The sequence below is a fragment of the Actinoplanes rectilineatus genome, from assembly GCF_000962825.1.
In the GTDB taxonomy this organism is placed as follows: domain Bacteria; phylum Actinomycetota; class Actinomycetes; order Mycobacteriales; family Micromonosporaceae; genus Actinoplanes; species Actinoplanes rectilineatus.
In genome coordinates, this window is sequence record NZ_JZKF01000007.1 from 69,014 (window position 1) to 82,569 (window position 13,556).

Genomic DNA, 13,556 nt, shown 5'->3' on the forward strand with positions numbered 1-13,556 from the left:
CGGGGCTATTCCGCGTCGACGAAACGGAACGACCCGGTGATCGCGTCGAACAGTTCGAGCAGGTCGTCGGCGAGCGGCAGCATCGTCGACGACCCGGTGATCAGGGCGACCCACTCCGGGTTCGGCCCGGGGAACGGCACATACGTCTGCATCACCACGGACCGCACCCAGCCCTCGGCGTCGGGCAGCGCCACGTCCTCGATGCCCTGGGTGCGGGGCACCGTACCGGCGATGTACGGCATCGCGGCCTGCACCACGTCCCGCCAGGGCGCCTCGGGATCCCCGGTCCGGGCCTTGGCGCTCAGGTGGTGGCGGATCTCCGCGGCGTCCACCTCGTTGCCGGGCGGCCGGACGATGGTCACGGTGATGCTGCCGGTGAGGACCGCGCCGTCGAACCCCTCGGCCATCACCCCGCAGAAGGCGGCGCCGTTGGCGTGCGCGGTCCGCGCCAGGCCCCGCAGCAGCCGGGTCAGGGTCGCCCGGTGCGGCACCAGTTCGGGAACCGCCCGGGTCCGCTCGCTCACCATCGCGCTGATCGCGGTGTTCCGGGTGTCCGGGTGGACGTCGATCTCGAACCAGGACTCCGGGATGTTGATGCCGAAACCGGTCTGCACAGCACTCGTCACTGCTGTTCCTCCGTCAGCATGCCCGCCAGCCCCCGGTCGGTCTCACGGAATTTCTCCGCGCCTTTCCGGGCCGCTTCCGCGAGGCTCTTGCAGTTCTTGTCGACCTGTTTACGGCCGTCGTTCCAATGCGATTCGAACTCGTCGAGCGCATCGTCGACATCGGCCCCGCCCAATTCGTTCTCGAACTCGAGCATCCAGCCGTCCGTCCCGTTCAGACGATCACTGATCCGTTCCAGACCGGACGCGAATTCATCCAGTCCGTCCGGGTCGACCTTCAGTTGGTCGGACAAGTTATTGACTCCTATCTCCATGGAATGACCTCTGTGGCGCGCCACAGCGTACACGCGGAACATCTCGGCACAACGAAGGGGGAAAGCGCGAATGACGCGTCCCAGCGACTGGTCGGCCCTCGGCCTGAAGAGCGATCCGACCCCGGGTTCGCCCGCCAATCTCCGGACCCTGAGCAACCGGTTCGACGCATTCGCCGACGATGCCCTGGCCGCCAAGGAAAGCATCTCGTCGATGCAGAACAACGACGATCTGCTGGAATGGACCGGGAAGTCGGGTGACGCGTTCCGGGAACAGTTCGGTGCGTTCCCCGGCCAGGTCGAGAAGGTGGAGCGGTCACACCGGATGGTCGGTACGGCGCTCAGCCGGTTCACGACCGAACTGGAGGAGGCCCAGAGCCAGGCCGACCGGGCGCTGCGCGACGGCCAGGAGGCGGAGGCCGAACTGGCCCGATACGGCAACCAGCTCAGCATCGCCCAGTCCGAGCACGACGCGCTGTCACGGAAGGTGCAGGAGGCCCAGCAGCACGTCGACCCGGACCCCGCCGCGATCCAGGCCGCCCTGCGCGACCTGGAGAGCCGCCAGGCCGCCCTGGTCACGTTGCAAGGGCAGACCGGCGCGGCGGAAGCCCGGATGAGCGGCGCGAAGACCCTCGCCGAGCAGGCCCGCCAGATGCGCGCGACCGCCTCCAAGGAGTGTGTACGGCAGATCCGGGAGGCCTCCGACGCCGGCATCCAGCCGCGCTCGTTCTGGACCAAACTCAAGGACGGTCTCGGCAAGGTGTGGAGCGTGATCGCCGACGCCGCGTCCTGGATCGGCATGATCGCCGGCGGCATCGCGTTCATCTTCGGCGGACCGCTCGCCTGGGTCGCGTTCGGCGCCGCCCTGATCGGTGTGCTCGACTCGATCGGGAAACTGGCCAAGGGCAAGGGGAACTGGTTCACCCTGGTCAAGAACCTCGTCGGGCTGATACCGGGCACCAAGGGCCTGACCACGTGGACGAAGTTCAGCGGCGTATGGAAACAGGACGGCGCCGCCGCGGCCTTCGGCGTCATCGGCGCGGCGATGAAGACGTCGATGAAGGCGTTCGTCCGCGACGGCATCGACGCCGTCAAGCTGACCTGGCGCAGCGAACGCTGGTGGGGCCTGATCAAACTGCCGTTCACCGGCACCGCGAACTTCATCAGGAACAAGTTCGCCGGCTCGAAGGCCAACGACGAGATGCCCGCGGTCGGCGACCCGGTCGACGTCAGCACCGGGCGGGTGTTCGTGGAACAGATCGACGTGCCCGGGCTGCGCCTGGAACGCACCCACCGCTCCGACCACCGGCTCGGCCGGCACTTCGGGGCGAACTGGGCCTCCACCCTCGACGTCCGGATCCGGCTCGACGGGCAGCGGGCGGACCTGGTGCTCGCCGACGGCACCCAGCTGAGTTATCCCCTGCCGGAGGGCGACGACGTGGTGATCCCCGAGCACGGGCGGGCACTGCCGCTGCGCCGGGCCGGATCGGGCCTGCTGGTCACCGACCCGCGGGACGGGTGGACGTACGTGTTCGCCGCGCCCCGCACCGACGACGCCGAACTGGCCGCCGCCGACGTGCCCGCCGAACTGCTGCCCGCTCCGGCACCGCGGGTGTGGGCGGAACTCGCCGTGCTCATGGACGCCGCCGGGAACCGCGTGGAGATCGCCCGCGACGACGACGGCACCCCGGTCGAGGTCCGGCACAGCGACGGGCGGACCGTGCTGGTCACCACGGACGCCGGGCTGGTGACCGCGCTGCACCTGGTGGACACCCCGGGCGCCACACCGCGGTTCGTGGCCGGATTCGGGTACCGGGAACGGCTGCTCACCGCGGTGATCAACCCGTCCGGGCTGCCCCTGCGGTTCGGGTACGACACCGAGGGCCGGATGACGTCGTGGGAGGACCGCAACGGCATGTGGTACCGCTACCACTACGACACGACCGGCCGCTGCGTGCGCACCGAAGGACGCGACGGCTTCCAGTCGTACACCTTCCGCTATGAACCGGCCCGCACCCTGGCCACCAATTCGCTGGGGCACACCACGGTCTTCGACCTCAACGACGACCTGCAGGTGATCGCGGAGACCGACCCGCTCGGCGGCGTCGTCCGCACCGAGTGGGACAGCGAGCACCACCTGCTGGCCCGGACCGACCAGCTGGGCCGGGTCACCCGCTACGGCTACGGCCCGGACGGCCGCCTGGACGCGGTGCTCCGGCCGGACGGCAGCCACGTCGAGGTCTACCACGACGGCAGCCGGGTCACCGCCATCGCCGCGGACGGACTGATCCGGGCCTTCACCCCGGACGAGCCGGTGAACCCCTACACCGGATTCGGCGCCCGGCCCGCCGCCGCCTACCGCGGCACCCCGATCCCCGGCCGGATCCGGCGCGACCACGACGCCGAAGGCAACGAGATCGCCGCCACCGACGCGGCCGGGCGGGTCAGCCGCACCGAGTACGGCGCGTTCGACATGGTCGTCGCCACGATCAGCCCGTCCGGGGCGCGTACCACCTACACCTACGACACCGAACTCCAGCTCACCGCGGTCACCGAACCGGGCGGGCGTACCTGGCACTACCGGTACGACCCGGCCGGCCGCCTCACCACGGAGACCGACTTCGACGGCCGGACCCGGCGCTACACCTACGACGCCGCCGGCCACCTCGTCCGCGTCGTCAACAATGCCGACCAGGCCGCCGACCTGCGTTACGACCTGCTCGGCAACCTGATCGAACGGCGGTCCGACCAGGTCGTCACCACGTTCGCGCACGACGCGCTGGGCCGGGTGGTGGCCGCCACCGGACCGGACGCGCACCTGACCGTGGACCGGGACCCGCACGGACGGGTCACGGCGGAGACCGTCAACGGCCGGGCACTGACCTACACCTACGACGACGCGGGGTCCACGGTGCTCCGGCGTACCCCCTCCGGGGTGGAAAGCTCCTGGACCGTCGGGGCCGAAGGCCGGCCCACGGTGCTGCGGATCGCCGGACGGTCCCTCGCCTTCACCTACCGCAGCGACGGGCTCGTCGTGGAACAACACTGGACCGGGGCAGGCGGCATCAGCCTCTCCTACGACCAGGACGGCCGTCTCACCGGCCAGCGGATGGACGGGCGGGAACGCCGCTTCGAATACACCGCGGACGGGCGGCTCACCGGCGTCGTCCAGGACGGCGCGCGCGTCGCCATCAGCTACGACCCGGACGGGCGGATCATCGCCGTCGACGACGAACACCACCGGTACGACGCGTCCGGCGCCCTCACCGGCCCGGACCTGGTGTATCACGACACCGACCTGGTGAGCGCCGGCGAGACGCTGTACACCTACGACGCCGAAGGCCGGCTGGCCACCCGCACCTCACTCGACGGCACGTGGCACTTCCACTGGAACGCCGACAGCCGGCTGACCGCGGTGGACTGCCCCGGCGGCGACCGGTGGCGCTACCGGTACGACCCGTGCGGCCGGCGGATCGCGAAGGAACACGAGGTCGCGGGAACCGTCACCGACCGCGTCGACTTCACCTGGGACGGCCCGCGGCTCACCGAACAGACCACCCTCGACGGCACGGTGACGACCTGGGAGTACGACGCGGACCGTCGCGACCCGCTGGTACAGATCGACAGCGGCTGGGCCCGTCTCGTGCTGACCGACCCGGCGGGCGCGGTGACCGCGGTCGAAGGGCACGCCCCGGCCCGCCGCACCCTGTGGGGTGTGACGACGGCGGCGTCGAGCCCGCTGCGCTTCGCCGGCCAGTACCACGATCCGGAGACCGGCCTGCACTACAACGTGCACCGCTACTACGATCCGGCCACCGGCCGGTACGTCAGCCACGACCCGTTGGGGTTGCGGCCGGCGCCGAGCCCGGTCCGGTACGTGGACAACCCGTTGCAGGAGTCGGATCCGCTCGGTCTCAACCCGGGGCGGGGCAGCAGTTTCAGCGGGTCGTCCGGGCGGGGCAGCATCCCGGACCGGCCGTCGAGCAGCGACATCGCCCTCCTCGACGACGACGCCTGGCGGGGTTCCATCACGGTCCTCGGCGGCTGACCCTCACCTTCGCCCAGCAGCGCCCCTCCGCCTGACCACGCCCCTTCCGCCCAGCCACACCTCTCCTCTCGGCCTTACCCCTCGTCTCGGCCACGCCCCTCCTCTCAGCTGCACCTCTCTTCTCAGCCACGCCCTCTTCTCAGCTGCACCTCTCTTCTCAGCCATGCCCCTCCGAACAGCCGTGGACGACGGCCCTACAGACTCAGCCGTCGTCCACGGCCCGTCCGCAAGCCGAATCGAACCGTCGACGACGGCCGGGCAACCCCAAGCCGTCGACGACGGCTGACTCCCCTCCCCCGAACAACCATGAACGACGGCACAGCCGACTCAGCCGTCACCCACGGTCCATCCACGAGCCGAAACCGACCGTCGACGACGGCCGAGCACCCACGAGCCGTCGTCGACGGCTGAGATTCGCCTGCCGAAGAGCCGTGGCCAACGGCTCGGTCAGCCCAGCCGCCGGTCGTGGTCCGCCCAAGACCGTGAGCAACCCCGGACGACGAGACCTGAGCAACCCCCGGCAAGGGCACGACAGGCTCGGGCCGTGGATGGGCGGGCTACGGCATCCGGCGCCGCCGACCGGAAACGTGGTGCGGCCCGCCGAAGTGGCCCGGCATGCCGACAGGAAAGGCATGGCCGGGCCAGCCGTCAGTCACGGTCACGGGTCCGTCCGCAGGCCGACAGCGTTCCTGGACGACGATCGACAGCTCCATGACGACGGACAGCTCCATCCCGTTGGTGATGATCGGCCCGGCTTCGAGAGAGAACCGTGGACGACGGCCGACGTGACAACCGTCAACAACCGCCGGCACGGCAACCGTGAACGACGAGAACAGCAGCCCCGGAGAACGGCGTCAGTTCGGGCGGATCTCGATGCCGTTGAAGCGGACCTGACCGTCGCTCTCGTCGCTGAGCTGGGCGATCCCCAACTCGACCCAGCCCTTCGTGATGTCCCGGTTGAGGATCTGGGCCAGCGCCTTGTCGCCGTCGACGCGGACGGTGACGACCTGGTCGACGATCTCGATCACCACCCGGTGGCTGCTCGGGAACTTCGTCGGCCGGACGGTGCCGCTGATCGTGTCGAAGCGGTTCGACGCGGAGATCTGAGCCAGCCGGATGACGTCCCGGCACACTCCCAGGCGGTACCCGGAGTCCGCGGAGCGCAGGAATCCGATCACCGCGCACGCGTCCACACTCACGTCGTCCATCTCGACCACGATGGTCTGGTCACCGCTGAAGACGGTCTGCGGCCCGGGGCAGGCGATCCCGTCGCTGTTCGGCTTCGCGGTGATCCGGAGGCCGGCCGGTCCGGGCGTGCATGCGTACTCGTCGGTGGTGGTCTTGCGCCAGTTCCCGCTCCCGTCGAGGGGGTCGACGGCGGAGACGACGACGTCCGGTCCGTCGATGGCTTTGCGCGGGGACGGCAGCGTGGTCACCGACGCCGGCGGGGCGGCTTCCTGGTCGTCGGTGGCGTTCCGCGCGGCCAGCCCGAGTGCCACGGCCGCGATCACCGCGGTGACGCCGCCGACGATCGCCATCCAGACTCTCCGATCGCGGACGGGGCCCGCCCGCCCCTGTCTCCTCCTGGGAAGGGCGCCGGGAAGGGCGCCGGGAAAAGCGCCGGAGAAGGCGCCGGGAAGACCGCGGGGAAGGCCGCCGGAGAGCAGTTCCGTGAGGCGCCCACCGAGAACCGCGACCCAGCCCTTCCGCCGCTGCCGTCGCCGGGCGGACCGCGGCAGCATCTCCCACCGCCGGTCGTCGGATTCGCCGGCCCCGCCGTCGAGCGACCGCGGATCGTAGGACCGGAGATCGACCGCCAAGGCATCGTCCGGCCGAAAGCCGCCGGGCTGAACACCTCCAGGCTGAACACCACCGGACCGGACACCGCCGGACCGGAAGCCTCCTGAACCGGAGGGCCGGCGCTGACCGTACCGGCCGCCCGTCGAGCCGGACCCGGAGTCCGCGGGACGGGGCCCTGTCGGACGGGCGAGAGCGGAGCGGGGCAGGTTCACCGTGAGCGCCGCCGGTCCCGCCGCCAGCAACCGGTCCAGCACCTCCTGCGCCGTAGGCCGGTCCTCCGGGTCCTTGGCGAGCGCGTGCTCGACCAGCGCCCGCAGATCACCGTCCAACCGGCCCAGCTCCGGTTTCCCGGTCAGGATCCGCATCGCCGTGGCTGTCGGGGTGTCCGCCGCGAACGGCGTCCGCCCGGTGGCCGCGTACGTGATGAGCACCCCCCACGCGAACACGTCCACCGCCGGGGTCACCTTCAGCCCGTCCAGGCGTTCCGGCGCCATGTAGGACAGCGTGCCCACCATGTGGTCGGTGCGGGTGTGGTTGCTGGTCGACTCGAGGGCCCGCGCGATCCCGAAGTCGATCACCTTCGGGGTGCCGAGCGAGAACAGCACGTTGCGCGGTTTGAGGTCGCGGTGGATGACGCCCGCGCCGTGGATCGCGACCAGGGCGGTGGCCACCCCGACCGCCACGCTGTGCAGGTTGCCGTCGGTGAGCAGACCCTCGGCGACCACGTCGGCCAGGTCGGGGCCGTCCACATATTCGACGACCAGGTAGGGCGTCTCGTGGTCCGGGTCGGCGTCGAGGACCGCCGCGGTGCAGAACGACGGCACCTGCCGGGCCCGGTTGACCTCGCTGCGGAACCGGCCGCGGAACTCGGCCTGCGCGGCGAACTCCGGCCGGATGATTTTGACCGCGACAAGCCGTTCGGATGGTCCGCGGCCCAGGTAGACGGCGCCCATCCCGCCCTCACCGAGCACGCCGAGCATCGTGTAGTCGCCCAGCACACGCGGATCTTGCGGACGCAGCGGCTTGGTCGGCACGGACGGAGCCCCGCTCTATGTGGACGGTCGTGGTCGCGCAGAATCTAGCAGGCTTCCGCACGGGCGGAAGGTCGGCTTTGCGCGTACCCACGAAGCGGCGCGAGGGGCGGCGGGAGTGACCGCGGCAGCCGGCCCGGGGCGACGCGGCGCCGCGGCCGTTCGCGCCGATGGCCGGGACTGATCAGAGGTCCCGGAGGACCTGCAATGCCGGTGTGTGCAGGCCCGGAGCGGCCGCCAGGTAGGGTCCGCCGGCCAGGTCCCAGGGCGTGCCGTCCAGATGGGTGACCACGCCGCCGGCCTCCTTGATGATCAGGAGCGGGCCGATGTGCGAGCGCACGTTGTCGAACTGCCAGTGCAGGTCGAGGTGCCCGGCGGCCACCTGGACGAGCTGCTGGGTGACCGGCACCGCGGCCCTGACCAGCAGCGCGGCCTGCATCATCGCGGCGATCGCCGCTCCGGCACGGCGGGCGGGTGCGGCCTCGCGGCTCGGGAGGGCCTGACCGGTTCCGGCCAGCGCCGCGGTCAGGTCACTCTTCGCGGAGACGGTGAGGGGTACGCCGTTGAGCAGCGCACCCTCCCCCGCGACGGCGGTGTACAGCTCGCCGGTCACCGGCATGTAGATCACGGCGAGGCACGGCTGTTTGTCGCGAACCAGACTGACGCCGATGTTCCACTCGGGGATGCCGTGCACCGCGTTGACGTTGCCGCCCACCGGATCGGTGATCCACCGGTCACCGCCCGCGATCGGCCCGGTGGCGTGTTCGTCGTCCTCCCAGCCCGCTTCCGGGAGTGCCCGGGTCAGTGCGGGGCGCAGCACGTGGAGCACCGCGGCGTCGTTGGCGCGCACGGCGGCGATCAGTTCGGGGCCGTCGGCGGGCGGGGTCGCCGCGGCGGCGCGTTTCAGCATCACCGCACCGGCTTCGCGGACGGCGGCGGCGACGGCTTCGAGCAGCAGTGCGGACATCGGAATCTCCTGAAATCGGATGATCGGGGACCGACTTCAGTCTCGGCGTCACCATATGGTTGAGTCCAGTGCACTCTTGCTACGTTACGATTTACCGCCATGCACTTGGACCTGAACCTGCTGACCGCGCTCGACGCGTTGCTCGAGGAGGGCAGCGTGGCCGGGGCCGCCGCCCGGCTGCGGCTGTCGGCACCCGCCGTCAGCCGGACCCTCGGCCGGATCCGGCGGCTGACCGGCGACGACATCCTGGTCCGGGCCGGGCGCACGATGATCCCCACGCCCTACGCGCTGTCGGTGCAGGCACAGGTCAGCGACCTGGTCCGGCAGGCCAACCAGGTGCTGACGCCGAGCCGCGACCTCGACCTCGGCACCCTGGACCGCACCTTCACGCTGCGCTGCCACGACGCCCTCGCCACGGCTCTCGCGCCGGACCTGCTGCGGGTGGTGGCCCGGGACGCACCCGGGGTCCGCATCCGGCTGCTGGCCGAGACGCCCGACGACACCGACGACCTGCGGCACGGCCGCGTCGACCTGGAGATCGGCGCCGGGCCGCCGGAACCGCCGGAGTTCCGTTCCGCGACCGTCGGGCACGACGGTTTCGTGGTGGTGATGCGTTCCGGTCATCCGCATGCCGGCGATCTGACCCTTGCGGGGTACGCGGACGGCACCCACGTCCTGGTCTCCCGGCGGGGGCGTCTCGCTGATCCGGTCGACGACATCCTCGCCGGTCACGGGCTGCACCGGCGGGTGCTCGCCGCGGTCGGCAGTGCCGCGACCGCGGCCCACGTGGTCAGCCGCGGCGACAGCCTGCTGACCCTGCCGTCGACCGTGTGTCGTCCGCTGATCGACGCGTTCGGACTGGTCACGGCGGCGCCGCCGGTCACGTTGCCGCCGGTGCCGATCGTCTGCGCGTGGCATCAGCGCTACGACTCGGATGCCGCGCACACGTGGTTGCGGGGGCTGGTCCGGTCGGTGTTCGCCGGGCTCGCCGCCCCTACTCCTCGTCCTGGTTCGACGGCCGGGACGGGCTCGCCACCGGAGCAGCCGTCGCGACCGGAGCAGCCGTCGCCACCGGAGCAGCCGTCGCCACCGGGGCCGCCGTCGTAGGAGCCACCGTGGGAGCGGCCGTCGTCGGCGCGGCCGTGGGAGCCGCGGCCGAAGGAGCCGTCGTCGGAGCGGCAGTCGGGGCGGTCGTCGGGGTGACGGTCGCGGAGTTGCTCGGCTTCGGCTGCGCCTTGCACGGGCCCGCCACCTGCAACTTCACCGCGGTGTACACGGAATCCGACCGGGTGCCGACCACCGTCAGCCGCTGCCCCGCCGTCAACGAGCTCAGCGGCACCGCCTTGCCGTTCAGCACGATCGCCGCCCCGGTCGGCACCACGATCGTCACCGTCTTGTCGCGGACGTCCGACGAACCGCTGCGCGCCGCCACCGTCACGATGCCCTTCGCCGTGTCGACCGCGGTGACCGTGCCGGACGCCGCGAACGTCAGACCCGACTTCGCCGGGCAGGTCTTGCCGCCGTCCTGCTTCGCGGTCACCGAGGAGCCGCTGTGCGCGTACGCCGCCGCGCTCGTCGCGAGAACCGGGACGGTGAACGCGGTGGCCAGGGCGACGGTGGTGACGATGCGGCGGATTCGCATGTAATGAGCTCCTCGGTTGGGGAGTTCCATCGTGCGAACCGGCGGGTGTTCCCCCGGTGCCCGTGCCGGTGCGGCCCGGTTGCCGTCGCCCACCGGCGTCCTGCCCCGGTCTACAAGCGGAAACGCTCGACGAGCAGCTGCAGGTCCCGGGACATCCCGGCCAGCTGTTCCGCGGCCCGGTCCACCTCGGCCACCCCGGTGGTGGTCGCCTGGACGGCCGTGGCCACCGACCCGATGGTGTCCGCGACGGTCGACCCGGCGCCGGCCGCCTCGCTGACGTTGCGGCTCATCTCGTTCGTGGTGACGGTCTGCTCCTCGACCGCCGAGGCGATCGTGGTCTGGAAGTCGTTGATCTGCCGGATGATCTCGCTGATCTCCTCGATCGCCGCGACCGCCCCCGCGGTGTCCGCCTGGATCGTAGCCACCCGCTGCCCGATGTCCTCGGTCGCCCGGGCGGTCTCCTGGGCCAGGTCCTTGACCTCGGACGCGACCACCGCGAACCCCTTGCCCTGCTCGCCGGCCCGGGCCGCCTCGATCGTCGCGTTCAGTGCCAGCAGGTTCGTCTGCTCGGCGATCGCGGTGATCGTCTTGATCACGTTGCCGATCTCGGCGGACGAGTCGCCCAGCTTCGCCATCACCTGACTGGTGGTGGCGGTGACCTCCACCGCCCGCGACGCCACGTGCACCGCCTGGGTGGCGCTCTCGCTGATCTCCCGGATCGACGCGCCCATCTCCTCCGCGCCGGCCGCCACCGTCTGCACCGTCGACGACATGATCGCCGCCGAGTCGGCGACCGTCGCGGCCTGCTGGGCGCCCTGGTCGGCGCTCGCCGAACTACGCCGGCTGGTCTCGGACAGCCCCTCGGCCGCCCCGGACAGCGTGGTCGCGTGCGCGGACAGGTCCGTGATGGTCTGCCGCAGCGTGCCGGTCGCCCGGCGCAGCGAGTCGGCCATCGCCCCCAGCTCGTCACGCTGCCACACCTGCGGGTCACCGGACAGATCGCCCTCGGCCACCTGGTCGAGCACTCCGGCGACCCGGCGCAGCGGGCGGACCAGCAGGGTCGACACGTACAGGGCGGCGGCCACCGCCAAGGCCAGCGAGACGGCGGCCACCGCCACCAGCGTCCAGCGGGTCCGGGTGGCTGCCGCGTCGAACTCGTGCCCCTGGAGCAGAGCGGTGTCGGCGTACTCGATCTCGGCGTTGATCAGCGTCTCGTAGGTCTTGCGCAGATCACGGTTGTCACCCAGCGCCAGGGTGATCGCCGCCTGCGGCTGCGTCGTGTAGAGCGTGAACTCGGCGTCCAGCGCGGTGAACCACGTGTCGGTGGCCGCCTTGATGGCGTCGATCCGGGCCGCGGAGTCGGTCGAGTCGGCGACCGCGCGGGCGGCGGCAAGCGAGGCGTTGACCTTGTCCTGCCGGGCCAGCGCCTCCTTGCTGAACGAGGCCTCCCCCTTGAGCAGGAAACCGCGCTCATCGTTGGCGGCGGCCTTGGCGGTCAGCGCCGCCGTGTTCAGGTTCGTGCTGTACGGCAGAACCTCGGCCACCTCGGTGTCGCGGCTGCCCTGCAACTCGGCGATGCCGACCACGCTCATCACGCCCGTCACCGCGGTGCCCGCGATGGCGACACCGGCGACGATCAGCACCTTCGTGGCGACCTTACGATCGCGGAACCACTGGCCCAGCCCTGATTTACCCGGCACGCCCCCATTCTCGGCCCACCGGGACGGGTGACGGGCGACGTTCCCGGTTCTGGCCCGCCGGGATCGCGTACTCTTTTGTCCTCGTGTCCGACCGTAATCCACTTCTGTCCCGCCGACGACTGCTCCTCGTCCTCGGCGCGGTCCTCACCATCCTGGTGGCCGTCAACGTCGCCAACAAGTTCGGACCGCCCGGCACCGGCCTGGTCGCCGGCCCTCTGGTCGCCCTGCTGCTGATCGTGCTCGCCCGCCGGGCCGGCCTGAGCTGGCACGACCTCGGACTGTCCCGGCGCACTCTGATACCCGGCCTGAGGTACGCGCTCGGCGCCGTCGCGGTGGTGGCCGTGGTCTACGCGATCGGCGCGGCGATCCCGCTGACCAGGCCGGCGTTCCAGGACGTCCGCCACCATCTGCACCTGGGCGCGGCGCTGCTGACCGCGCTGGTGGTGGTCCCGTTGGGCACGGTCCTGCTGGAGGAGGTGGCCTTCCGCGGCGTGCTGCTCGGCCTGGTCAACCGGCACCGGGGAGCCGCGTGGGCGAGCATCGTGTCGTCGGTGCTGTTCGGTCTCTGGCACATCCTGCCGTCGCTGCGTTTGGCCGAGGCCAACCAGGCGATCGGGGGTGCGCTGGGCACCGACACGACCGGTCAGGTCCTGGCGGTGGTGGCGGCGGTCGCCTTCACCGCGGTCGCCGGGCTGCTCCTGTGCGAACTGCGCCGTCGCAGCGGCAGCCTGATCGCGGCGGCGGCGCTGCACTGGGCCACCAACGGACTGGGCCTGTTGATGACGGCCGCTCTGGCTACGCTTATAGGGACATGAGAGCTTTTTTCAGCGTACGCGGAAAAGGCCCTCATTGTCGAAAACGTCCACCGAGAGCAGGTAGCCGGGTCTCGATGGTCATGAAGTCCCGCGGTGTCGTCGGCTCGGAATCGCCGGCCGTCGTTCAGGGCCGCCTTCGGCTTCTCGACAACCGTGACTGACGGCTCGGCGAGTGAGGCTGACGACTCGGCGAGTGAGGCTGACGGCTCGGCGACTCGGCGACTCGGCGACTCGGCGACTCGGCGACTCGGCGACTCGGCGACTCGGCGGCTCGGCGGCTCGGCGGCTCGGCGACTCGGCGGCTCGGCGGCTCGGCGACTCGGCGGCTCGGCGGCTCGGCGGCTCGGCGGCTCGGCGGCTCGGCGGCTGAGGCTGACGGCTCCGCAAGCCGAGCCGTCGCTCACGGCTGTTCCGACACCGCAACTCAGCCACCAGCGACGGCGGGGAACCGTCAGCCGTCGCCCACGGTCGGCTTCGGCCCCGCGGGTGGACCACGGGCGACGGCCGAGCTGACCGAGCCGTCACCCACAGCTGTCCAAGAGCCGCAAGTCAACCACCAGCGACGGCCGAGGCCCGCTCAGCCGCCGGCGCGAGAGGGAATCCCCGACACTCCCCGGGT

General features: G+C 71.3%; 9 protein-coding genes. 3 read left to right on the forward strand and 6 right to left on the reverse strand.

Annotated elements, in window-relative coordinates; genetic code table 11:
- Positions 1-5 precede the first annotated feature (5 nt).
- Together WH85_RS07805 and WH85_RS07810 are read right to left on the reverse strand one after the other, a co-directional pair.
- Positions 6-626 carry a hypothetical protein gene (locus tag WH85_RS07805; RefSeq protein ID WP_045741041.1) on the reverse strand — a complete coding sequence of 207 codons (621 nt, stop codon included), beginning with the start codon at positions 624-626 and terminating at the stop codon, positions 6-8.
- Complete coding sequence (locus tag WH85_RS07810; RefSeq protein WP_245673851.1) at positions 623-916, reverse strand: type VII secretion target; 294 nt, start codon at positions 914-916, stop codon at positions 623-625. Before WH85_RS07810 ends, WH85_RS07805 begins: the two co-directional genes overlap by 4 nt.
- Before the next feature lie 91 nt (positions 917-1,007).
- On the opposite strand from WH85_RS07810, the gene WH85_RS07815 reads away from it, so the two are divergent.
- Positions 1,008-4,982 (forward strand): RHS repeat-associated core domain-containing protein, encoded by a 3,975-nt coding sequence (locus WH85_RS07815; RefSeq protein ID WP_052720242.1) that lies wholly within the window; start codon positions 1,008-1,010, stop codon positions 4,980-4,982.
- A gap of 854 nt (positions 4,983-5,836) precedes the next feature.
- On the opposite strand, the gene WH85_RS50190 is transcribed toward WH85_RS07815, so the two are convergent.
- A complete protein-coding gene (locus WH85_RS50190; protein WP_245673852.1) occupies positions 5,837-7,816 on the reverse strand; it encodes a serine/threonine protein kinase in 1,980 nt (659 codons plus the stop codon).
- Between the two features lie 181 nt (positions 7,817-7,997).
- A complete protein-coding gene (locus WH85_RS07825) occupies positions 7,998-8,780 on the reverse strand; it encodes an inositol monophosphatase family protein (RefSeq protein WP_045741043.1) in 783 nt (260 codons plus the stop codon).
- Positions 8,781-8,879: 99 nt separating this feature from the next.
- On the opposite strand from WH85_RS07825, the gene WH85_RS07830 reads away from it, so the two are divergent.
- Positions 8,880-9,887: a LysR family transcriptional regulator gene (locus tag WH85_RS07830; protein ID WP_083448850.1), complete on the forward strand. Its 1,008-nt coding sequence runs from the start codon at positions 8,880-8,882 to the stop codon at positions 9,885-9,887.
- Here the strand turns inward: WH85_RS07830 and WH85_RS50195 are convergent.
- Both WH85_RS50195 and WH85_RS07840 read right to left on the reverse strand, forming a co-directional pair.
- Complete coding sequence (locus tag WH85_RS50195) at positions 9,775-10,422, reverse strand: hypothetical protein (RefSeq protein ID WP_157410882.1); 648 nt, start codon at positions 10,420-10,422, stop codon at positions 9,775-9,777. The genes WH85_RS07830 and WH85_RS50195 overlap by 113 nt on opposite strands.
- Before the next feature lie 110 nt (positions 10,423-10,532).
- Complete coding sequence (locus WH85_RS07840) at positions 10,533-12,122, reverse strand: methyl-accepting chemotaxis protein (protein WP_045741045.1); 1,590 nt, start codon at positions 12,120-12,122, stop codon at positions 10,533-10,535.
- 83 nt (positions 12,123-12,205) lie between these two features.
- Here WH85_RS07840 and WH85_RS07845 point away from each other — a divergent pair, with 83 nt between their 5' ends.
- A complete protein-coding gene (locus WH85_RS07845) occupies positions 12,206-12,937 on the forward strand; it encodes a CPBP family intramembrane glutamic endopeptidase (RefSeq protein ID WP_045741046.1) in 732 nt (243 codons plus the stop codon).
- Positions 12,938-13,556 lie beyond the last annotated feature (619 nt).

Excerpts from the sequence above, each read along its gene's own strand:
- WH85_RS07830 (WP_083448850.1), top strand. The coding sequence starts at position 8,880 with ATGCACTTGGACCTGAACCTGCTGACCGCGCTCGACGCGTTGCTCGAG.
- WH85_RS07815 (WP_052720242.1), top strand. The coding sequence starts at position 1,008 with ATGACGCGTCCCAGCGACTGGTCGGCCCTCGGCCTGAAGAGCGATCCG.
- WH85_RS07825 (WP_045741043.1), bottom strand. The coding sequence starts at position 8,780 with ATGTCCGCACTGCTGCTCGAAGCCGTCGCCGCCGCCGTCCGCGAAGCC.
- WH85_RS50195 (WP_157410882.1), bottom strand. The coding sequence starts at position 10,422 with ATGCGAATCCGCCGCATCGTCACCACCGTCGCCCTGGCCACCGCGTTC.